At 61.4% G+C, this 22,188-nt stretch carries 18 protein-coding genes; 6 read left to right on the forward strand and 12 right to left on the reverse strand.

The genetic code is table 11. From position 1 onward, the window contains the following. Positions 1 to 69: 69 nt before the first annotated feature. From QNH97_RS25125 to QNH97_RS25135, 3 genes are all read right to left on the reverse strand, one after another. Complete coding sequence (locus QNH97_RS25125; protein ID WP_283554385.1) at positions 70 to 1,338, reverse strand: cystathionine gamma-synthase family protein; 1,269 nt, start codon at positions 1,336 to 1,338, stop codon at positions 70 to 72. Between the two features lie 348 nt (positions 1,339 to 1,686). Then, positions 1,687 to 2,085, reverse strand: coding sequence for a hypothetical protein (locus tag QNH97_RS25130; RefSeq protein WP_283554386.1), 399 nt, complete (start codon positions 2,083 to 2,085; stop codon positions 1,687 to 1,689). Positions 2,086 to 2,089: 4 nt separating this feature from the next. Continuing rightward, positions 2,090 to 6,940 (reverse strand): RHS repeat-associated core domain-containing protein, encoded by a 4,851-nt coding sequence (locus tag QNH97_RS25135; RefSeq protein WP_283554387.1) that lies wholly within the window; start codon positions 6,938 to 6,940, stop codon positions 2,090 to 2,092. 532 nt (positions 6,941 to 7,472) lie between these two features. Between QNH97_RS25135 and QNH97_RS25140 the strand changes: the two genes are divergently transcribed. The 6 genes from QNH97_RS25140 to QNH97_RS25165 all read left to right on the forward strand — a co-directional run bounded on the left by QNH97_RS25140 (position 7,473) and on the right by QNH97_RS25165 (position 13,446). After that, complete coding sequence (locus QNH97_RS25140) at positions 7,473 to 8,096, forward strand: CDP-alcohol phosphatidyltransferase family protein (protein WP_283554388.1); 624 nt, start codon at positions 7,473 to 7,475, stop codon at positions 8,094 to 8,096. 11 nt (positions 8,097 to 8,107) lie between these two features. Then, positions 8,108 to 9,865 (forward strand): bifunctional alpha/beta hydrolase/class I SAM-dependent methyltransferase, encoded by a 1,758-nt coding sequence (locus tag QNH97_RS25145; protein ID WP_283554389.1) that lies wholly within the window; start codon positions 8,108 to 8,110, stop codon positions 9,863 to 9,865. Next, positions 9,865 to 11,208: a phosphatase PAP2/dual specificity phosphatase family protein gene (locus QNH97_RS25150; RefSeq protein WP_283554390.1), complete on the forward strand. Its 1,344-nt coding sequence runs from the start codon at positions 9,865 to 9,867 to the stop codon at positions 11,206 to 11,208. Before QNH97_RS25145 ends, QNH97_RS25150 begins: the two co-directional genes overlap by 1 nt. After that, entirely contained in the window at positions 11,198 to 11,659 is a 462-nt protein-coding gene (locus QNH97_RS25155) for a hypothetical protein (protein ID WP_283554391.1), read from the forward strand. Before QNH97_RS25150 ends, QNH97_RS25155 begins: the two co-directional genes overlap by 11 nt. A 232-nt stretch (positions 11,660 to 11,891) precedes the next feature. Beyond that, on the forward strand, positions 11,892 to 12,512 hold the full coding sequence (locus QNH97_RS25160; protein ID WP_283554392.1) for a lysophospholipid acyltransferase family protein: 621 nt from the start codon (positions 11,892 to 11,894) through the stop codon (positions 12,510 to 12,512). 1 nt (position 12,513) lies between these two features. After that, entirely contained in the window at positions 12,514 to 13,446 is a 933-nt protein-coding gene (locus QNH97_RS25165) for a phosphatidate cytidylyltransferase (protein WP_135847378.1), read from the forward strand. A gap of 303 nt (positions 13,447 to 13,749) precedes the next feature. Here the strand turns inward: QNH97_RS25165 and QNH97_RS25170 are convergent, their stop codons facing one another. From QNH97_RS25170 to QNH97_RS25210, 9 genes are all read right to left on the reverse strand, one after another. Then, on the reverse strand, positions 13,750 to 14,907 hold the full coding sequence (locus QNH97_RS25170) for a glutathionylspermidine synthase family protein (protein WP_283554393.1): 1,158 nt from the start codon (positions 14,905 to 14,907) through the stop codon (positions 13,750 to 13,752). Positions 14,908 to 14,919: 12 nt separating this feature from the next. Next, positions 14,920 to 15,624 (reverse strand): DUF1190 domain-containing protein, encoded by a 705-nt coding sequence (locus QNH97_RS25175; RefSeq protein ID WP_283554394.1) that lies wholly within the window; start codon positions 15,622 to 15,624, stop codon positions 14,920 to 14,922. A gap of 19 nt (positions 15,625 to 15,643) precedes the next feature. Further along, positions 15,644 to 16,072, reverse strand: a complete 429-nt coding sequence (locus QNH97_RS25180; RefSeq protein ID WP_283554395.1) for a DUF350 domain-containing protein — start codon at positions 16,070 to 16,072, stop codon at positions 15,644 to 15,646. 14 nt (positions 16,073 to 16,086) lie between these two features. Next, positions 16,087 to 16,761 (reverse strand): DUF2491 family protein, encoded by a 675-nt coding sequence (locus QNH97_RS25185; RefSeq protein ID WP_283554396.1) that lies wholly within the window; start codon positions 16,759 to 16,761, stop codon positions 16,087 to 16,089. Beyond that, positions 16,748 to 17,782: an ion channel gene (locus QNH97_RS25190; RefSeq protein ID WP_283554397.1), complete on the reverse strand. Its 1,035-nt coding sequence runs from the start codon at positions 17,780 to 17,782 to the stop codon at positions 16,748 to 16,750. Before QNH97_RS25190 ends, QNH97_RS25185 begins: the two co-directional genes overlap by 14 nt. Positions 17,783 to 18,072: 290 nt before the next feature. After that, a complete protein-coding gene (locus tag QNH97_RS25195; RefSeq protein ID WP_283554398.1) occupies positions 18,073 to 18,771 on the reverse strand; it encodes a PspA/IM30 family protein in 699 nt (232 codons plus the stop codon). Between the two features lie 24 nt (positions 18,772 to 18,795). Continuing rightward, positions 18,796 to 19,377, reverse strand: a complete 582-nt coding sequence (locus QNH97_RS25200) for a YjfI family protein (RefSeq protein ID WP_025215706.1) — start codon at positions 19,375 to 19,377, stop codon at positions 18,796 to 18,798. 371 nt (positions 19,378 to 19,748) lie between these two features. Continuing rightward, complete coding sequence (locus QNH97_RS25205) at positions 19,749 to 20,564, reverse strand: YfaP family protein (protein WP_283554399.1); 816 nt, start codon at positions 20,562 to 20,564, stop codon at positions 19,749 to 19,751. Between the two features lie 3 nt (positions 20,565 to 20,567). Then, complete coding sequence (locus QNH97_RS25210) at positions 20,568 to 22,187, reverse strand: DUF2300 domain-containing protein (RefSeq protein WP_283554400.1); 1,620 nt, start codon at positions 22,185 to 22,187, stop codon at positions 20,568 to 20,570. Position 22,188 lies beyond the last annotated feature (1 nt).

A 22,188-nucleotide genomic window follows, 5' to 3' on the forward strand; every position in this document is an offset into this window, starting at 1 on the left:
GTTTTATTATTATTCCTATTCATGAACGCCCCAGTGACCGCCTTGTCGTGGGGTATTGACGTTAAAACTTCAACTGGCTGTTTCGGTGCACGCTTGATTGGTTGAGGTTGTCTGCGTCAGTTCATCCCGCAGTTTTTTGACAAAGGCGAACGCCTGCTTCAGGTCGTCGACGAGATCGTCGGTGTCTTCGATGCCCACGGACACCCGCACCAGCCCTTCGGAGATGCCCAGGGCCAGACGTTCTTCCAAGGTGTTTTCGACATGGCTGGTGGTGCGCGCCGGGCCGTAGATGGTTTCCACCGCACCGAGATTGCCCGCGCAATGGGCGAAGCGCAGGCGCGGCAGAAGCAGCTTGACCGTGTCCATGCCGCCGGCGAGGACAAAACTGACGATGGCGCCGAAGCCCGACATCTGCGCGCACGCCACGGCGTGGTTCGGGTGGCTGGGCAAACCGGGGTAATTGACCGACTCCACCAGCGGTTCGGTGCAGAGGAACTCCGCCAGGGCACGGGCGCTGGATTGCTGCTGACGCATGCGCAGCACCAGGGTTTTCATGCCACGGATGATCATGTAGGCCGAGAACGGGTCGAGCGTCGCGCCGTTGATTTCCCGGTAGTGTCGAACCTTGGCCATCAAGGCTTCACTGCCGCACACCAGGCCGCCGAGTACATCGCCATGGCCACTGAGGAATTTGGTCGCGCTGTGGATCACCACGTCCACGCCCAGTGCCAGCGGGTTCTGGTTAAGCGGCGTGGCGAAGGTGTTGTCCGCTACTACCACGGCGCCGACGCGCTTGGCCGCCGCGACCAGGCGTGGGATATCGAGTATTTTCAGGGTCGGGTTGGTGGGCGTTTCCAGGTACAGCAACTGGCAACCCTTGGCGATTTCCCGCTCGATTTCCTCGTGGTCGAAGGTTTCGCACAAGGTCACGTCCACGCCCATGCGCGGCAGGAATTCTTCGAAAATCTTGTTGGTGCCGCCGTAGCTGTCCTTGGTCGAGACCACCCGGTCGCCATGAGACAGAAAGGTGTAGAGCACGCTGCTGATCGCCGCCATGCCACTGCTGAACGCCACGGCGGACTCGGCCATTTCCAGTTCGCGGATCTTGGCTTCGAGGGTCTCGACGGTGGGGTTGCTCATGCGGCTGTAGATAAAGCCCGGGGCTTTGCCCAGGGCGACGTCGTACCAGACGTCGATGTCGTCGTAACCGTAGGCGGCGCTGACGACGATGGGGGTTTGCGTGGCGTTGTAGGGATGCCTGACTTGCTCCCCACCCCAGACCGCCCGGGTACCCGCTCCTGCGTTATCAAGCCCTGCGCTGTGAGGTTTGTTATTCATTGGCACTACTCGCACTGAGGGGGCGGATGTGGAGCCATCCGCCGGATCTGAGGGCCAATATAGGGAAAAGCTGCGGGGGCGAGAAACGATGTTATTGGTGCCAAAGGGGTGGTTTTTTTAATGGCTGGGGGTGAGTAGTGATTTACAAATCACCGATGAATCTATGTGGGAGCGAGCTTGCTCGCGATGGCGGTGGATCAGCTGCCATTGATGTGACTGACACTCCGCTATCGCGAGCAAGCTCGCTCCCACATTGGGGGCGGCGTTGTTTTTTGATGTGCGGACGGACGCGAGGAGTCATGGCGCAGAAAATCGATAAAGAGTGCTTCGCATCTCAGCGGGAGCAAATCACGAACCAGCGCTCAAAGACTGCAACCAGCGCTGATGATAATCAGCCTGCTTAGTAATATCATTGGTTAGATCTTTATCTTCATAATCAAAAATATTAACTATATCAGTTTTATCTGCCGTTTCTCCCCAACGGACTTCGTAGGCCACTATGCCACCAGCCATTTGCGAAGACATTCGCGAGGGGTACACATTAATTTTGGCTCCCTTGCATAAAAATTTCACGTCCGGAAAATCTTTCCTAACCATCCCCAAGCACAAATATAAATCCGCCGCCGTGTAACTTCTCACCAACCCATCTGGCATCGTTACGGTCAGAGCCGTAACTTTTCGATCACATCGAAAAATCGCGCTCTTAACGACGCCATCAATTTCAATTGCTACTTCTCTAGAAGTCATATTTTCACCTATCAAAATTAGGTATTGAGTGCCCTACGTAAGTTCCATCTTCATTCACAGGTGTTGCCCCGACTATATCTTTTCTATCAATCCCTCCAGGCACAGCTATCTCCACTTCCTTTCGATGTGGCGACATCAAACCTAGTTTTTTATTCACATCAATACCCGGTACATTTTTTAACACATATACGTATCCAGACTCATACCCAAAACCAGTCGCAAATTCTATTGCCTCTGCCATTGAGGGGGTTGTACTTACATAAATACTAGGCGGATTTCGATTATTTTTAGCATGCAAAAATAGATCAGTACTCCATCCTAACGGCTCGAATCCTGCCTCAAATATTTCCCAAGGCTCCCTTGAGTCACCTCGATAGGTATAGATATCTTTTGGTTTGGTTTGAGGGAGCTTCGTCTCCCCCTCATCCACCCCAACCTTCGCCGCCGGATCCTGCCCCCCAACCGCCGGCCTACACCCACCCTTCCCCGGACAATCCACCAACCCCAACGGATCCACCCACCCCGTCGGATTCACGGTGTAGCGATACCCATTAAGCCCACCCGCCAGCTTGCTCGGGTCAGGCGTCAAATAGCGGCCGGTCCCGGGATTGTAGTAGCGGTGGCGGTTGTAGTGCAGGCCGCTTTCCGGGTCGAAGTATTGGCCTTGGAAGCGCAGCGGTTGTTCCAGCTGCTCGCCGCCGCCGTGGGCCAGTTCGGTGGTTTTGCCGTAGCCGTTGTAGCGTGCCGACCAGACGATCTGGCCGCCGTAGTTGGTCAGTTCCTGGGGCGTGCCCAGGTGGTCGAGGTGGTAGTAGAACGGGCAGGCGTTGAGGCCTTTGCCGTCGAGCATCGCCAGGGGGCGGAAGGTGCCCGGTTCGTAGAGGTAGCTGCGGTGGTGACGCGGGCTGCTTTCGGCGACGAGCTGGTCGCCTTGCCAGAAAAAATTCGTGGTCAGGCCATCCACGGTCTTGCTGATGCGTCGGTCGAAGGCGTCGTAGCGGTAGGACGCTTCGCGGCCGTCCGGCTGGGTGACGCCGATCAGGCGGTGCAGGCTGTCGTAGCGGTATTCGCTGACGAGGCTGCGGCCCTTGCCACGGCGTTCGCGGATCAGGTTGCCGAAGGCGTCGTAGTCGTAGTGGCGGTCGCCCTCCATCAGCAGGCGGTTGCCCTTGAAGGTGGTCGGGCCGGGGCGGTCGAGCATCAACAGGTTGCCGGCCGGGTCGTGGGCGAAATGTTCCGGCGGCTCGGTGTGGGAATAGTCGATACGGACCAGGCGATCCAGCGGGTCGTACTGGTAGTTGCGGCGGTTTCGGTTGTCGGAAAGGGCCTCAAGGTTGCCCTTGGCGCTGTAGGAATAATCGCGCCAGAACAGTTGCTGCTGGTGCTGCCACACCGTCTGGGCCTTGAGCCGGCCCTGTTCGTCGTAGTCGTATTGGCTGCGCAGCAGGCCTTGTTGGCGCTGTCGTTCGCGACCGCCGCGCATGTGGTGCTCGGTCAGCCGCGAGCCGTTCAGGTTTATCGCGGTGAGCGCGCCGCCCCGGGCGTGGTGGTAGTCGAGCTTGCTGTCGTCCGGCAGGCGCAGGTGATTGAGCCGGCCACAGGCGTCGTAGCCATAGCGCAGGGTGCCCCAGCCCTGGTGTTCGGTGATGAGCCGGTCCTGGGCGTCGTACTCGAAGGCCAGCGGATGGTCGCTGCCGTCATTGACGTGGACCAGCCGCCCCAGGCGGTCGTAGCGGTACTCGATCGCCTGGCCGTCGGGTAGGGTCTTGACCAGCAACCGCCCGGCCGCGTCGCGCTGGTAAGCGGTGACAAGCTGGCTGCCGTCGTCGCCGTATTCGGTTTTCTCCAACAGGTGGCCGTTGCGGTCGTAGGCGTAGGCGGTGCGTTGGCCGTCGAAGCCGATCTGCTGTCGGATCAAACCGTTGGGCGTGTAGTCCAGCTGATATTTTTCGCCGGATTCGTTTTCGATCTCGGTCAGCAACAGTCGCGCCGAGTCGTAGCGGTACTTCAGCTCGGAGCCATCGGGGTTGAGGCGGCGGCTGATCAGGTGCAGGTCGTCGGCGTATTCGTAGCGGGTGACGCGACCCTGCTCGTCACGCTCGCTGGTGACCTTGCCGTAGGCGTTGTAGGTCCAGGCGCGGGTGGCGCCGCTCGGCAAGGTGGTCTGGAGCAGGCGGCCGACGGCGTCCCATTGGTAGTGCGTGAGGGCGCCGTGTTCGTCCTGGCGGCTTAGCAGACGCCCCAAGACGTCGTAGGAAAAATGCCGCTGACTGCCGTCGGGCAGGGTTTCTTCCGTCAACTGGCCCAGGCGATTCCAAGTAAACCGATGTGCGCTGCCGTCTGGGTAATCAACCGCCAGCAGTTGCCCCTGGGGGTCGTAGGCATATTCCGTACGCTGGCCATCCGGATCGATGCGCTCGATCACGTCACCCTGGGCGTTGCGCCGATAGGTCCACACGGCTTTGCCGCGCCAGCGTGCGTGTAGGAAACCGTTGCGGTATTCGTAGGAGGTGGGCTCATCCAGGGGTGGAATCAGCGCCACCAGCCGGCCGGCTTCGTCGTAGCGGTATTCAGTGACGGCGCCCAGTGGGTCCTGCTCGGCGATCAGTCGGCCTTGTGCGTCATAGGCCTTGAGGTGCTCACCGCCATCGGGCTCGACCTTGCGCACCAGCCGCGCCCGGTCGTCATGGACATACACCTCCTGGCTGCCATCGAGGTGCTGGACCGTGACGCTGCCGTCCTCGTCCCAGCGGTAATGGCTGTCCATCTGTGCAAACGAGGCCCAATGCCTGACGCAGCGAGCCGCCCGCCCGGCCCCTTGCCATTCCCAGAAAAAACTCGCGCCACCGGCCAATTGCCGCTGGAGGATGACGTGCTGGTCGTCGTAGTCGTAGCGCTCGCTTTCCCCGGCGGCGTTGGTCGCTTCGATCAGTCGGAAACGTCCGTCATAGCGGTAGGAAACCAGCGTCTGTTCGGTGCGCCAGGCGTCGTCCAGGGTCAGGGCCGGGTGGAAGCTCTGGTAGTCGATGGCCACGAGGTGGCGCTGCTCGTAACGCAAGCGCAGGGCACGCCCGGCGCCGTTGTCCAGGCGGCAGATGTCGCCGTGGATGTTGCGCTGCAGGGTCAGGCGGTTGTCGTAGAGGTCGCTGAGGGCGGTCAGATGACCGTCGCGAAAGTGTAGGAACGCTGCGTTTTCGCCGGGCTGGGCGATGATCAGTTCGTCCGGCTCGGGCCCCAGGTAAATGGCCGCGCGGGCCAGGCTGTTGTGGATCGCCGGGCGCTGCTCGTTGGGCAGGGGAAAGGTCGTACGGCGGTTTTCCTGGTCGATCCAGATGACCTGCTCGCCGTCGAGCTGCAAGCGGTGCGCGAGGGCATGGCTCCAGCCGCGCCCGAGGCCCATGTCCAGCTCCACCGCGCTGGTGCGGTACAAGCGGGTGAAGACAAATGGCAGACACCCATCGAGGGTGCCGTCTTCCAGGGTCAGCAGTTCTTCGCCGGTGACCATCGACACCGGACAACCGCTGGTTTGGGTCTGGGCGGCGGTGTCGGCGCTGTCGCCGTTGGGGTTTTTCGATTGGGCTGGGGCGTCGTCGTGGGGGTCGTGCCTGCTCAGCCTTGTGGAGCCCTGGGATTTTTCCCGCGCCACAGCGGCCGGATTGCTGACCGCCACCGGGGCAGAATGCTCGGGGGTGATGTGCAGAGGTCCGACAGGTGTCGGTTTCAATGGCGCACGCTGGACGCTGATCACTACCGGCTTCAGCACGTCGGCATGCCGGTCGAGCCGATCGGTGGAGCGTTGGGCCAGCCTCAGGCTTGATGCCTGCAACCACTCGCGAGCCCGCTCCGAGCGGAGCTGGCCAAGTACCTTGCCGCTCATCCGCACGCCCACGCCCAGGGCGCTGGTCAACCGCATCAACAGGAAATTGATCAGTACCGAGGCGCGCATTTCGCCCACGACTTCGGCCATGTACTGAGGCGGCAACATCCGCAGCCAACTGACGAATGCCGCCATGTGAACGAAGAGCAACGGCTCGTCACTCAACACCATCAACCCTTTGGCGATGGCCTCGGATGAAGCTTTCAGTAACTGCTCAAGTTCGATCTGGGTCAGGTATTCCAGCAGCTTTTCGCTGTTGGCTTGCAGGTCGGCCAGCAGCTCGAACACCTGCTTAACGTCATCCCATAGCTGATGCAGGGCGTTTTCAAAACCGCGCCAATCGGCCTGCTGCAACAGGTCATAACGTTCGCGAAACCCGGCGTCGGAAAACGCCGCCCACAGGGGTTGAAACTCGTCCCACTCGGCCTTCAGCCAGCCCTCAAGTTCATCCATCACCCCTTGGTAAGACGCATACAGCGCCTTGACGTGAGCGGCCGTCACATGGGGGAAAAAAGTGATGCGGTAACGCCCGCCACGCCAGCATTCGGGGATTTCCAGGATGCCGCTGGGGCCAATGACGTGGTGGACTGGCTCGCCGAACGTTTCCTTCCCGGGCGCGCCGCCGGTGACGGGCTCCAGCATCACTGGGGTATCGCCAATCGGCACAAAGCGCGCCGCCTGGAACATGTGCACCAGCGTCAGCGGACCACCGGCCGGACACGCGGCCACCGTGGCACTGATGGGTTGATCCAGGTTCTTCGACGCCGACAGCGCCACCTCGTTGCCGACCTTGAATACCTGCTCAAGGTCCAGCGCCCAGCCAGCCCAGAAGCTTTCAGCCCAGGCGTCGTAGTCGTTCAGGCAGGTGCGGAAGTCCGCCAGTACCGCTTCGACATCCGGCTGCTCGGGGTCCATGGCCGCCACCACCAGGGAGCCGATGGTGTTGTTCAAAGCCAGGAGCTTGTCGGGGGCAAACATGCGGGAGTCTCGCGGGACAGGGACGAACGCGAGACTTTGCCGACGATGGCTGAGGAATTAAGTCAGTGAAAGAAGCGGTGGACGTAGGGCGATTCGCTAAATTTAAATGCTAGGCGTGCAAACCCCTGCGACGGTTATAAACGCCGGGATGGGGTTAGCAAACTGTTGGCCAATTCTGGCGTACCGTTATCGCGAGCAAGCTCGCTCCCACCGCTCTTGTGGCGAGGGAGCTTGCTCCCGCTGGGGTGCGTAGCAGCCCTCGATCCCACGACTCGGTGGGCCAAGCAAATTGAGTTGAGTTCTTTGGGGCTGCTGCGCAGCCCAGCGGGAGCAAGCTCCCTCGCCACGGGGTCGGCATAGGCCGATCTTTATGGGTTGAGCCCGTTCAAACAGGTGGTTTTCCTACAAACAGTTCTGTTTTAGATGCCTACCCGCGCTCATTCTCAAGAAATACCCGCCAGTAACCCCTCAACCTATCGTAATCTCGCACCTGCATACGCCCAGCCCCGAAACCGGCCGAGATCTCACCCCAATGCCTTCCATCTACCAGCTCAAACCCGCCTTCCAGAACCTGCTACGCCCCATGGTCCAACGGCTCTATGACAAGGGTGTCACCGCCAACCAGGTCACGCTGTTGGCAGGCGTCATTTCAGTGTTGGTAGGTGCGGTGATCGCTTGGTTCGCCAGTCACCCTTGGGTGTTCGTTCTGGTGCCGATCTGGATGTTCCTGCGCATGGCGCTGAACGCTGTGGATGGCATGCTCGCCAGGGAGTTCGGGCAGCAATCGCATCTGGGTGCCTATCTGAATGAGCTATGCGATATCATCGCCGACGCGGCCTTGATCCTCCCTTTCGCCCTGATTCCCGATGCCAGTCTGTTGCTCGTGTTGTTGGTCACGCTGTTGGCGTTGTTCAGCGAATACGCCGGCGTGCTAGGGGCGATGGTCGGGGCTTCGCGGCGCTATGACGGGCCGATGGGGAAAAGTGATCGGGCCTTTGTGTTTGGCGTGTTGGCGACCGGTATTGCCCTGGGTTGGCTCGGGGCGCTGTGGGTCGATGGTGTGATGGCGGTGGTTGCCGCCCTGCTGGTTTATACCTTGGTCAATCGGGTCCGTCATGGCCTGGACCAAGTGAAGGAAAACGCCCCCTCAGCATAAAGGATCTTGCAATGCGCGAAGCTCAACACCGGACATTCACCACCCACGATGGCGTGGAACTGTTCTACCAACACTGGCCGGCTGTCGATGCCCCGGCGGGTGAACCCCGCCAGGCCGTGTTGTTGTTTCACCGTGGGCATGAACACTCCGGGCGCATTGCGCACCTGGTGGATGAGCTGGACCTGCCCGGCTTCGACTTCTTTGCCTGGGATGCACGCGGCCACGGCCAGTCCCCCGGCGCCCGTGGCGACAGTCCGAGTTTTGCCACCAGTGCGCGGGATGTGCAGACCTTCTGCGATCACATCGGCGCCACGCACCAGATCGACGAGGCGAACATCGCGGTAGTGGCGCAAAGCGTCGGCGCGGTGATCGCGTCGACTTGGGTCCACGACTACGCGCCACGCATTCGTTCGCTGGTGCTGGCCTCGCCGGCGTTCAAGGTCAAGCTCTACGTGCCTTTCGCCCGTCCGGGCCTGGCGTTGATGCGCAAGTTTCGCGGCAATTTTTTCGTCAACAGTTACGTCAAGGCGAAATTCCTCAGCCATGACCCGGAGCGGGTGGCGTCCTACGACAGCGATCCGCTGATCACCAAGGCGATTTCGGTGAACGTGCTGCTGGGCCTGTACGAAGCCGCCGACCGCGTGGTCGCCGATGCCCAGGCGATCCAGGTGCCAACGCAGCTGCTGATCTCCGGTTCCGATTTTGTGGTGCACCGCAAACCCCAGGAGCAGTTCTTCGAGCGGCTGGGCAGTTTGCACAAGGAGAAACACATTCTGCCGGGGTTCTTCCACGACACCCTGGGCGAGAAGAACCGTGCGCCGGCCATTGCCAGTGCCCGCCGTTTCATCCTGCAGAACTTCGAGCGGCCACTGGACCGCCCTTCCCTGCTGGACGCCGATCGCCTGGGCGCGACCTGCGCCGAAGCCGAAACCCTGGCCACGCCGCTGCCGCACAACTCGTTGCGTGACCTGTACTGGCGCATGACCCGCGCCAGCATGCGCTTTGGTAGCAAGTTGTCAGCCGGGGTGAAGCTGGGCTTCGACACCGGGTTCGACTCCGGCAGCACCCTGGATTACGTCTACCGCAATCGCCCCACCGGCACCTCGGCGCTGGGCAAGATGATTGACCAGAATTACCTGAACTCCATCGGCTGGCGCGGCATTCGCCAGCGCAAGTTGAACGTCGAGGAGCTGCTGCGCCTGGCCATGGGCAAGTTGCGTGAAGAGAATCGCGAGGTGCGCATCGTCGACATCGCCGCCGGCCATGGCCGCTACATTCTCGAAGCGCTGCAAGGCGTCAGCCCGTTGCCGGAGTCGATCCTGCTGCGGGACTACAGCGACATCAACGTGCGCGATGGCAGCGCACTGATCCTGGAAAAAGGCTTGGGTGAGATTGCCCAGTTCGTCAAAGGAGATGCCTTCGACCGCCAGGACCTGGCGGCCCTGGAACCCAAACCGACCCTTGCGGTGGTGTCCGGCTTGTATGAACTGTTTGCCGATAACCAGATGGTTGGCGGTTCCCTCGCGGGCCTGGCCGAAGCGGTGGAGCCCGGCGGTTTCCTGGTCTACACCGGCCAGCCGTGGCACCCGCAGCTGGAACTGATCGCCCGCGCCCTCACCAGCCACCGCGCCGGGCAGGCTTGGGTCATGCGTCGGCGCACTCAGGCGGAAATGGACCAATTGGTCGAGGCGGCGGGCTTCCGCAAGATCACCCTGCGCGTCGATGAGTGGGGCATCTTCAGCGTTTCGCTGGCTCAGCGAGTGCAGTAATGAGCGCCGTCATTGCCCCGATCCGCGAGCCCAATCTGCTGAAACCGGCGGTGCTGTGGCTGCTGTTGTTGGCACCGCTGTTTTTCAGCACCTATGGCTTCGCCACCTGGGTGACGGCGCAGCGTGACGACGTCGGCACGCTGGTGTTCGATTGGGAACGCCACATGCCGTTCATGGCCTGGACCATCGTGCCGTACTGGTCGATTGATCTGCTTTACGGCCTGTCCCTGTTGCTGCCCACCAGCCGCTTGGAACTCAAGCGCCACGCCTTGCGCCTGCTCACGGCCCAGGTGATTGCGGTCAGTTGCTTTCTGCTCTGGCCGTTGCGCTTTACCTTCTCACGGCCGGAAATGGATGGGGTATTCGGGTGGTTGTTCGACGTATTGGCCGGGTTCGACAAACCGTTCAATCAGGCGCCGTCGCTGCACATCGCGTTGCTGGTGGTGCTGTGGGTTTGTTATCAGCGGCATTTGCAGGGTGTCTGGCGCTGGGTGATGCACGGTTGGTTCGCGCTGATTGGTGTGTCGGTGCTGACCACTTATCAACATCACTTCATTGACCTGCCCACGGGCGCATTGGCCGGGTGGCTGTGTGTCTGGTTGTGGCCGCTGGATCGGCCAAGTCCGCTGCACAGTGCGCGGCTGACTTCAGACCGAACGCGCCTGCAATTGGCTCTGCGGTATGCCTTGGGCGCCGCGGCGTTTTTCATTGTGGCGTTTGCCTTTGGCGGCGCGTGGCTGTGGTTGATCTGGCCGGCGGTGGCGGTGTTGTTGGTGGCGCTCAATTACCTGGCGTTCGATGCCGGCGGCTTTCAGAAACGCGCCGATGGCCGGCTGAGCCCGGCGGCGCGCTGGCTGTTGGCGCCGTATCTGGCGGCGGCGTGGATCAATTCTCGCGGGTGGACGCGCAAGCATCCGCAGCCGGAACAGGTGGCGGATAACGTCTGGCTGGGGCGAGTCCCCACGCCGATGGAGTTGAAGGACAGTCCGTTCACTGGCGTGGTCGACCTCTGTGCCGAGTTGTCCGTGGACAGCACCGGCATCGCCTATCGCTCGTTGCCGGTGCTTGACCTGACGGCGCCGAATGCCGAGCAATGCCTGGCGGCGGCACAGGCCATTGAAGGCCTGCGCCAGCAAGGACCGGTGTTGGTCTGCTGCGCCCTGGGCTATTCGCGCAGCGCCACCGCCGTGGCTGCGTGGTTGCTGCACAGCGGGCGGGCCGCCAGCGTCGATGCAGCTATCATACAAATCCAGCGAGCCCAGCCGCGCATTGTCTTGCATGGGGCGCACCGTCGGGCGCTGGATCAGTTATCCACAGCACAGGGGAATCTCCATGATCAGTGATATGGAACTGCACACCGTGGCGAGCCTGCTGCGTCGAGGTCACTCGCTGGATCAGCTTTCCACCGGGCTGACGCTGCTGGCGGCGCTGCTGGGGTTGGGGCAGTGGCTGGTGGGCGTCATTGATCCGTGGTTGCTGCTGTTGAGTGCTGTACTGATCGTCTTCGGCGTGCTGGAAAAATACTGGGCGTTGCGCGTGGCGTTCGATGCCGATCTGTTCCAGCGCATGGCGGACAGCACCCAATCGCTGGCCGAGCGCACCTACACCTTGGATCAAGCCCTCACCTCCCTGGGCCTGCAACCGGCCGCACGCGCCGGCCGTCTCTGGACCGAACGCCGGCATGGCGCGTTGTTGCTGCTGCGTCGGCAGTCGCGGCTGCTGGCCGTACAAATTGTCTTGACGCTGGGCTTCATCCTGGCCAGTCCCTGGTTAGCCTTTTCAGACGTCAGATAGTTTTAAAGTTAACGAATACCGGATGGCAAACGACTACTGTGGCGAGGGAGCTTGCTCCCGCTGGGCTGCGAAGCAGCCCTGAGCCAGGCGCTGGGGTGTGTCAGTTATAAGTGCATGAGCTTTGAATGGGGCTGCTGCGCAGCCCAGCGGGAGCAAGCTCCCTCGCCACAGTGAATTTGTCAGCCGTCAAAGATTGCGTCACTACCCGAGCTTCTCAGGACAAGGAATTTTCATGTTCGAACCCGTGGTCGCCAACCTCATCACCTCTGCCGCCCGCATGGTCACGGGCGCTCGCAGCCTGTGGCTCGGTTGTGCGCCGCAACCGGTGCAGCGGATCTACTTCGCCAACCACAGCAGCCACGGAGACTTCGTGTTGCTCTGGGCCTCACTGCCACCGGTGTTGCGCAAGCTCACCCGCCCAGTCGCGGGCGCCGATTACTGGCAGACCAGCCCGGTGCGCCGCTACATCATCAACCGGGTGTTCAACGGCGTGCTGGTGGACCGTGAGCGCAAGGATCCGTCGTACAGCCCATTGCAACCGATGCTCGACGCGCTGGAGAACGGTGACTCGCTGATCATCTTCCCCGAGGGCACGCGCAATCCGGAGGAAGGCCTGTTGCCCTTCAAGAGCGGGATCTATCACTTGATGAAGGCTCATCCCGAGGTCGAGGTGATCCCGGTGTGGATCGCCAACCTCAACCGCGTCATGCCCAAGGGTCGTGTGCTGCCTTTGCCGCTGTTATGCACCACCAGTTTCGGCGCGCCGCTGTGCATCGAAGACGGTGAAAGCAAAGAGCAATTTCTTGAACGCAGCCGCGCCGCGCTGCTGGCACTGGCCCCGGAGCACGTCTGACATGGATCGATATACCCTGATGTTGTTTGGCGGGATCGGCGCGATTCTGCTGCTGGCTTCGCTGGTTGGTTTCATTCTCAAGCTGCGCACCAAAGGCGCGCCGAACTCGGTCATTGAGAACCTCAATGCGCGGATCAACGCCTGGTGGATCATGGTGCTGGTGATCGGCATTGCGTTCTGGCTCGGCAACGCGGCGGTCATCCTGTTGTTCTACGCGGTGTCGTTCTATGCCCTGCGGGAATTCCTGACCCTGACACCGACCCGGCGCAGCGACTACCCCGCGTTGGTGGCCGCGTTCTACCTGGCGCTGCCGCTGCAGTACCTGCTGATCTACTACGACTGGTACGGGCTGTTTTCGATCTTTATCCCGGTGTATGTGTTCCTGCTGCTGCCGATCCTGGCGTCCCTGGGCGGCGACAGCACGCACTTCCTGGAGCGGGCTTCCAAGGTCCAGTGGGGGCTGATGATCGCGGTGTTCTGCATCTCCTTCGTCCCGGCGCTGCTGACGTTGGACATCGCCGGTTTCGAAGGCCGCAACCTGTTGCTGATCGCGTACCTGGTGATCGTGGTGCAGCTGTCGGATGTGCTGCAGTACGTGTGCGGCAAGTTGTTCGGCAAACACAAGATCGCCCCGAACCTGTCACCCTCAAAAACCGTGGAGGGTTTTGTCGGCGGCATTTTCCTGGCCTCGCTGATCGGTGGCGCGCTGTGGTGGATCACGCCGTTCAACCCCTGGCAGTCGTTCCTCATCGCCTTGCTGATCAACCTGCTGGGGTTTGCCGGCGGCATCGTCATGTCGGCGATCAAGCGTGACCGTGGCGTCAAGGACTGGGGCCACATGATCGAAGGCCACGGCGGCATGCTCGATCGGTTGGACTCGGTGTGCTTCGCCGCGCCGATTTTCTTCCATCTGGTTCGGTATTGGTGGACCTGAAAAAGCCTGCGATGAACACCTAAACCTGTGGGAGCGAGCTTGCTCGCGATAGCGTCAGGTCAGTCAACATCAATGTCGGCTGATCCACCGCCATCGCGAGCAAGCTCGCTCCCACAGAAGTTCGTCGCTTGAGCTTGGCACTTCAGCTGGACACATAACCCGTGGCGAGGGAGCTTGCTCCCGCTGGGGCGCGCAGCGGCCCCTAAACCCGCCGCTGCGGTGTGTCAGTTAGAAGGGCATTCAGCTTGGAGGGGGCTGCTGCGCAGCCCAGCGGGAGCAAGCTCCCTCGCCACAGGTGGGCAGTCAGTCGAGAATCAGATGCGGCAGGAACCGGCTCGAATCCTTGGTGATCAGGCTGTTGTCTTCCCGAACGCCGATACCGGCCGCCTGGTCGCCAATGACCCAGGAGCCAATCAGCGTGTAGCTGTCGTCAAACCGAGGCAGCGGCGCGAACTCCTGAAGAATGAACGGAGCGTCGGTGTAGGGCCCGTCTTCCTTGACGATCAGGCCATCGGCGGTTTGCAACTCGATGTTGGCACCTTCCCGGGAAAAGAACGGTTTGCGCACCCACCCCTTGGGCACGGCTTTGCCCGGATCAGTGTCCAGGTGCGACGCGAGCAGGTTCGGGTGACCTTTGTGGGCCTCCCACAGCAACGGCAGGATGCCTTTGTTCGAGATGATCGATTTCCAGGCCGGCTCGAAAAACTGCGTATCACACTGAGCAATCGCGGCGCCAAACGGTTCGTGGAAGATGAATTCCCAGGCGTGCAGCTTGAACAGGTGCGGAATCCAACGCTCTTGCAGGTCGACAAAACGGCCTTCGCTGTTAAGCCCGATGTCCTCGATATCGATGTGCCGCGATTCGATGCCGACTTTTTCCGCGACCAGCCGCAGGTAGTCCGTGGTGCCTTTGTCCTCGACCGAGTCTTTCATCGAGGCGAAATAAAACGGCCTGGTGAGCTGCAACTGAGCGAAGGCCTGGTGCAGCTTGGTGTCGATGCTGTTGAACTGGTCGGCATGGGCCGGCAGCAAACCGCGTTCGATGCATTGCTCCAGCCAGCCCCACTGAAACGCCGCCGCCTCGTACAGGCTGGTCGGCGTGTCGTAGTTGAGCTCCAGCAGCTTGGCGGGCCCGGTACCGTTGTAGGAGAAATCCATGCGCCCATACAGGTGCGGGTGACCTTCAAGCCATGACGTGCGAATCATGTCGAAGAACGGTGCGGGAATGCTCAGGCGCTCCAGCAATTCTTCGCTCTGGACCACACGAGCCACGAGGTCCATGCACATCTCATGGATCTCGTTGGTCGGGTCTTCCAGGTCGTTCTCGATCTGCTTGAGCGTGAACTGGTAGTACGCGCGCTCGTCCCAATAGGGTTCGTCGTCGATGGTGTGGAACAGAAAGCCGAGATGCTCGGCAGTCTGTTTCCAGTCATGACGTTCGGCGCAATGGACCTTCTTCATGGCGCTCGTTCCTCAGCCGCCGGAGCTGCTCGAACCACCCCAACCGCTGCGGGCGCTGGCTTTGCTGCCGAAGCCGCCACGGGAGGTCGAGGAGGCAACGGACATCGGCTTGCTGCTGGACTTGATGGAGTCGGTGTAGCTGCCGTATCGCGCCTGGTTGGACTTGGTGAACGTCGAGCCTGTCGACACCCGCTGGCTGAGCGTTGAGGAGCCAAAGCCGCCACGATCATCGCGGTAGCGGTAGACCGGCTCGGAGAAATAGCTGTTGCGGTTGCCGCTCAGCATGTTGCCGATCAGCAGTCCGGTCAGCAGATTGCTGAAACCTCCACCGGTATTCGCCGCTTCCGAGGCCGGCAATTGGGCCCTGGCCGCGTCCACTTCGGACTGCGTAACCTCGCCCTCGGCACTCAGTTCGAAACCACCCAACTTGGGGATGAACTTGCCGACGGAGTCCTGCTGGCACCAATCGGGGACGAAGTCGGCATCGCAATCGGCCTGGTTGTCGTACACCGGCGCAATGCGGCGATGCTCGGTCATGGCGGTCATGTAGGCGTCGGCGCAAATGTCTACTGGCAGTTTCTCATCGACACATTGCTGCACGGACTGGAAGTTGTACTTCTTCTTCAACTCATAGGTTTTTTCCGTCGGCCCGCAGCCTGATATCGCCATGGCGACCGACGCGGCCAGCGAGAGCTGAACGTACTTGCTTCGTTTCATCGGGATCTCCGGGGCGCAATCAGTTCTGGGAAGGCGTCATGCACGCGGCGTTCAGCATGCCGACGCTGATGGCCACGGCGGCGATATAGATGCCCGCGGCGAGCTCGCCTTTCTTGATGCGCTCGGAAGCGCCCTTGAGCACCAGGCTGGTCAGCAAAAACGCCAGCAGTTGCACGAAAGCGGCGATCACGGCCCAAACGACAAAGTCCAGGATGCTGATGGAGTAGGCAATCACATTACTCGCTGGAATGGCGAAACCAATGATCGCACCACCCAGGGCAATAGCGGCGGCAACGTTGCCCGAGCGGATCAGTTCGAACTCTTTGTGCGGTGTGATGCGGGTATAGATGAACTGGAACAGCGAAAACAGAATGGCGGCACCGAGGATGTACGAGACAAAGCCGAACACGGCGGCTTTGTTCAGGGAAATGGAGAGCGCTTCAAACATGGACTTCTTCCTTTTTAAATAACGTTCAGGTCGGTGGTGTACAGCGAAATACCCAGCGAAGTGCTCAAGCTGACAGTGCCTTCGGCGTCCTCTTCGACGGAGAACAGCAGGAACTCGCGGCGATCTGTCAGGCCGGTGTCGCGGGCGTACAGCATCGAACGGTGCTCGACGCTGTAGGTCTCATCCGGATTGCTCAGCCGCTCGCTCAACGCCACCAGCTCGGTCTGGCCCGGCTCGGTGCCCCACTCGCGGGTGTATTCGAGTCCGTTGTGGGTGTAGGTCGGCAGGCCAATCAAGCTGTCGGGGCCAGCCAGGCGACGCAGCTCCGCTTCGCTGTTGAGGGTGACGTAACTGAGGTAGTTGAACAGGATCACCGACTCGACCTGCCCGGCGATGTCGCCGCTGGTATGCACTTGCAGCCAGTAGTCTTCATCGTTCATATAGCAGCGCGACAGCCAGTTCGACTGCCCGAGGTCAACAATGCCCATGCTCCAGATCTCTTGCGAGCCTGGGATGAACACCTCGGTATTGCCGTCGAGCAATAACTTCAGCGTGGAATCGAACATGAGGCCTTTACCGGATGCCAGGCCCAACGGCCCGATCGGTGACAGGTTTGCACCGGCGGTCCCGTTCGAAGGCTTGTTCGCGTTCGGGGCCTCAAGCCCCATCAACTGTCTAAACCATCCCATTGGAGATTTCCTTGAGACGCGTGGAAGCGATGTAGAAAAGTTCGCCACCGGCAACACGCGTGGCGCCGGGCGGGTTGATCGAAGGCTGGCGGGCGCCTTGGGCACGGTAGCCGATCAGGGTCGCGTTGTGCTGCTCTTTCATGCGGGTGTACAGGTCGCCGAAGGTGGCTTCAAACGTCTCGGGCAGTTTCATCAGGTACTGGGTGGCGCCTTGGCCGACGCACAGCAGTTCATTGATGACCACTGACGAGCCCGGATCCTGGGAGGCACGCACCAACATTTCGATGGCCATGCTTGAAGTGCATTCCAGGCTGGGCGCGTAGGCGCTGGCGAGGGCAGCGACTTCACTGTCATTGAAGTGGGCGACCACATGCCCGACCGGGTGCAGTTGATTGACCGCCAGCACGGTGGCCAGGGTCAGGTCGTCGGAATGGGTGCGGACCAGGACGCGTTCGGCACCCGGTACGCCGGCACGCTGCAAGAGTGCGACGGAGGACAGGCTGTCGCCTTTGATAAACGCCGTCTTGCCGGGCATGGGATTTTCTTCAAGATCGCAATCGCAGATGACGATCAGGTTGTCATTCGACGTTTCGTCCTGCAGCAACAATTCAATGACCCGCTCGCTGGAGGCACCCTCCCAGCCGATGAGAACGGTGTGGCCGGTCTTGCCGGTGAAATCGCCCTTGCCCTTCATGCCTTTTCTCCAAACATCGATGACGCTGCTGGTGGTTTTGCCGATGGCCGCTGTCAGCAGCGCAATGCCCCCGAGCATGACCCAGGTCGCGACGAAAATGCGGCCCGCCGAGGTCTGCGGCGCGAGATCGCCATAGCCGACGGTGAGCGTGGTGGTGAGATAGAAATAGGTAAACGTGGCGGCGGCGATGAGGTGTTGTTCGCCCAGGAGCACCAGGCCGATCCAGGCTGTGGACAGGTGTATGCCCAACGCAATCGCCAGGCCTGCCCAGCCGAACCGATGGAAGAAGGACGACGCGTAGGCGCGCAACAAAAGGAAAATAGACATTTCGTCCCTGACTCCGTGGGGCTTTGTTCCTGGGGGGGATAATCGCGCTGGCGCCTGAGTGCTCGAGCGTAGTGGCCGGACAGCATTAAACCTGTTGCTGGGCTTGGATAAAAGTACCTGCGTCACAATTAAATCCAAGGAGCGCCGGACACTATTGTGGCGAGGGAGCTTGCTCCCGCTGGGGCGCGAAGCGGCCCCAAGGAATGGGACTGCTGCGCAGTCCAGCGGGAGCAAGCTCCCTCGCCACAGGTTTGGTGCTCGGCCGGCCTGAATTGATCAGCCCGAACAGATCACTCAGCCGATTTTTTCTTCAAGCGTTCCAGGATCGCATTGGCGCTGCCTTCGTTCGGCGTGATGCCGGCGTCGCGCAGCTTGCGCTCCAGGTCGTTGCCGGTCGAGGCCTCGGCCAATTCGTCCTGGGCTTGCAGTTCAGCCGCGCGTTGCTGTTGCTTGGCCTGCAGGCGGTTGAGCGTGCCGACGGCGGTTTCCAGCTTGCCATTGGCGCCGCCACTGGCGATCGAAGCACTGACCTGGGCTTTCTGTACGCTTTCACGGGCCTTGGCCATGTCCACCTGCTGACGCAGGCTTTTGATGCGGCTTTCGGCCTTGGTGATGTCTTTGCGCATGTTGTCCGCGTAACCGCCGAATTCGGTCGCGTGCTTTTGCTCGGCGTCCAGTTCATTGGTCAGGGTCGAAATGGCTTCGGCCACTTCCAGCGCCAGGTCTTCACGGTTGGCCTGGATCGCGGCCAGGGCCTTGGCTTCCAGGTCCTTGATCTTGGCGTTGTATTCGCCCACGCGGTCCATCGCCAGCTTGTGCTTGGCCATGATGGTGACCAGCTCACGCTTGGCGTTGGCCAGCGCGGTGTCGGCATCGCGAATTTCCTGGTCGAGGATGCGCAAGGCCTGTTGATCGACGATCGATTCGCCGACTTCGTTGGCACCGCCACGCAGCGCGGTGAACAATTTGCTCCAGATAGACTGAGTCATTGGACAGTTCCTGTTCGGCGAAAATTAAATGAAGAAGCGTTCGAAGGCTTCGCTGGCGCGCTGGACGTTGTCGACGAGGGTTTTGACCTCGGTCACGACGTTGGTCAGGCTGGAATCGGAGCTCAAGGCGCCGAACATGTTGTAGACGACCTGCCCGTTGGGCATGGACTCGATACCGATCGAGGACAGCGGGAACATTTCCCGGCTACGCAGCACGGCATCATTGAAGGCCGCGACGTCATTGATCGACTCGACATCCACCAGGACGGTATCGACGATGACTTGATCGCCCACCACCGCGATGTAAATCGGCAACCCACCAAAATCGTTCATTTCCAGCTTGATGCTGGACTCGGAACCTTGAACGAGAGAGAGGGTGATTTCGTTCGCAACCACTTCGTCCAGGGCCTGAAGGGCGCTGTAGAGGCGGTCGATGTTCCAGTTGTTACCTGCGCTCATGTAATTCTCCGACATGAATGAGCCAGCCAGAATCGGTTGGCGTAGCTGTTTCTCCATCTGCTTGAGCAGGCTTCGATTTTCGGGAAGCACCCAAGTCTCGTGTTTCACATACCCGGCGGCACTCAAGCCGGCGCGCATCTGCTTCATGTAGAAGCTCGATGGTTTTTTCGCGGAGGGTTTGGAGCGCTCTCCCTTGCGGCTCGCTGAATCGGTCACAGACCCGTCGGGCGGATCTGCTGGAGAGCTACTTGGCATGGTGCGGACCTCACTGTGAAAAAACTCACGCGTGAGAAACACTACAGGTAGTTTCGCAAGCTCACAATAGCTCACGCGTGAGATTTTATTGATCACAAGCACCGACCGCTCTTGTGGCGAGGGAGCTTGCTCCCGCTGGGGCGCGAAGCGGCCCCCAAGTCAGGCGCCGCGGTGTGTCAGGTAAAAGTGCAGTCAGCTTCAGATGGGGCTGCTGCGCAGCCCAGCGGGAGCAAGCTCCCTCGCCACAGGGGACCGGGATGGCCTTATGGGTAGCTAAAGCTCTTGATCAGCGTCAGTTCGCCCGCCGCCCGCATCGGCACCACGAAGGTTTCCATCTTCTCGTTTGGCGTGCCTTCTTCCGTAATGAGGGTCACCTGCGCCGTGGTCAGGGCCTGTTGCGCTTGTTCCTCGCCATCTTCATCGCTGCGATAACCGCCGCCGTAGTAGTTCACATACACCAGGTACTGGCCTTTGATCGGCGCGGGCATGGCGATGATTTCCGGGCCGTAGCCGGTGGTGACGTCGACGTCGAGGGCCGCACCGTTGGGGACGACACGGTCGCCGTACCAGATGTGGGCGCCGTCCGGGGTGACGAGGTGCAGGTCCAGGTCGGTGCCGTCGCTGTCCCAGGTCAGCAGCACCCGCAGCTTGGCCGGGGTGGCGCCGCCGCTGGTGTTGAGAAACTGCGTGCGGTGGCGCTGCTGGCCGTCGGGGCTGCGCACTTCGACGCTGTTGCTGCCGTTGGGGAACGAAAACGGCCGGTCGAAGCGGCCCTCCGGGTCAAGCTTCAACGGCAGGGTCACGCCGTTGATGATGAGTTTGCCCGGCTCGCTGCCTTCCTTGGGCGTGCCTTTGATCTGGCCGCTGATCCGGGCGGTGTTGGCCTGGCCCTGGGGAGTGTTGACCGACGAGGCCGGGTAGTTGACGGTCTGGCTGAAATTTTCGCCTTCGCCGCCCGGCGCACCGCTGCGCCAGCCGCCGACCGGGGTGTCGAGCTTGATGGTGTCAGCGCCGATGGCCGGTGGCAACGCGGTCAAGGCGCAAAGCAACAACAAGACCTGTGGATAACGGAGTGTCATGGTCTATTCCAGCAAGAGGTGACGGGCGAGCCCTTCGATATAGGTTTCGTCCTGGCCATTGGGGTGAGCTTCAAAGGCCAGGTGCAGGTATTCATGGGTCAGGTCGAGGCGGTCTTGCAGCGACAGCACGCCGCGCACATAGATGCGCTGGCGCTCGCGGTCGACGTAAGGCCGGCCGAAGGCGACGCGGCAGACGGCGAAAGAACTGATTTCGTTGTAGCCCACTTCGCTTTCCAACCGCGAACGCCAGCCGCGTCGCTGTTTCAGCAGCCAGTCCTGGGCTGCAGGCAACGCTTCGCAGGACGCTATCGGATTGTCCCAGCGGCTGATGCTGGCGCGCGGGTAGGCATGCAGCAGGATGGCGTCGTAGCGCTGGCCGCCATTGGCCTGTTCGACGGCTTGCAGCCAGGACAGTTTGTCCGGGCCGGCCTGGTCGGAGTGATAGGTAACATCGGTGCCGGCCAGGACCAGATCACTGGTCCAGGCGGCAATCGCACGGGTTTCAGCCGTCGCCGGGCGTGGCGCGACGCGCTGGCGATGGCTGCTGTCGTCGATGCTCAGGCAATCGCCGTTGCGCTGGGCGTTTTGCAGCAGGTAGGTGCGGATCGCCACGGCCAAGGCCTTGGCGGCTTCGACGGGCTCGGCCTTGGCTTCGCGTTGCAGGACCCGGGCGACGTACTCCTCCCGGTCCAAGCGCGCCACCAGCTTGCCGGGCATCAGGAACAGCTCGCCGTCGCTGTGGATAGCCAACTGATTGCCGTTGGCGAATTCGACGCGGTAGTCGCCCCGCAGTTGTCCCGGTGTGGCCGGGCGGTCGCCCGACATCACGCGCTGCAAGGGATAACGGGCAAACAGTCCCACTTCCACGCAACGCCCGGTTTCCACCGGCCAACGCGACGGGAGCGCCGCCGCCAAGCCCTCGCCGTAGACCTTCAGGACCTGCTGGCTGGTGCCGCGTCCACCGGCCCACACGGGAGTGCCGTCCGCCAGCCAACCGGCGAAACCACCCTGGCGGGACGACGGCCCTTGGTCACCCAGCCAGCTCCAGGTCTTGACCCGCAGACGGCTGCCCAATTCGCCGACCAGTCGCCCGTCCGCCGCGTTGAGCACCACGTCCAGCAGCACCCGCCGCGCCTGATCCTGGGCCGGCAGCGTGGCCAGGGTCTTGAGCAGTTCAGCGACAGGCACCTGCGTCTGGGGTTGCAGGGCCGGCAAGTCCAACAGCCATGCTGGCGCCTGGCGGGCCTGCCAATAGTCGCGCCAGTTCGGGGCCGAAAGCCCGAGCCGCTGTGGTTCGAAATACAACCCGCAGGATTTCACCAGGGCCTGATCCCGACCGACGCTCTGCCCGGCATTGCAGCAATAGACCTCTTCCTTCGACTCTCCCCGGCACTCATACACCGGTTCACGGGCGTCGGTGTCCACCAGCCAGGCGTAGACAAAGAGCTTCCACAGACTCCCCAGCGGCGCCTGCAAGGTATCGGGCAGCGGCTGGCGATCGAGCACCTGGGTCTGGCTGACCCGCAGCAGTTGCCCGTCGAACGCCAAGCGCAGCGGCTCGTCCTGCGCTGTCGCCAGCGCAGGAATCAAGCATAACCACCACCCAACCCGCGACCAGCGCATG

It is taken from the genome of Pseudomonas sp. G2-4, from assembly GCF_030064125.1.
Classification (GTDB): Bacteria; Pseudomonadota; Gammaproteobacteria; order Pseudomonadales; family Pseudomonadaceae; genus Aquipseudomonas.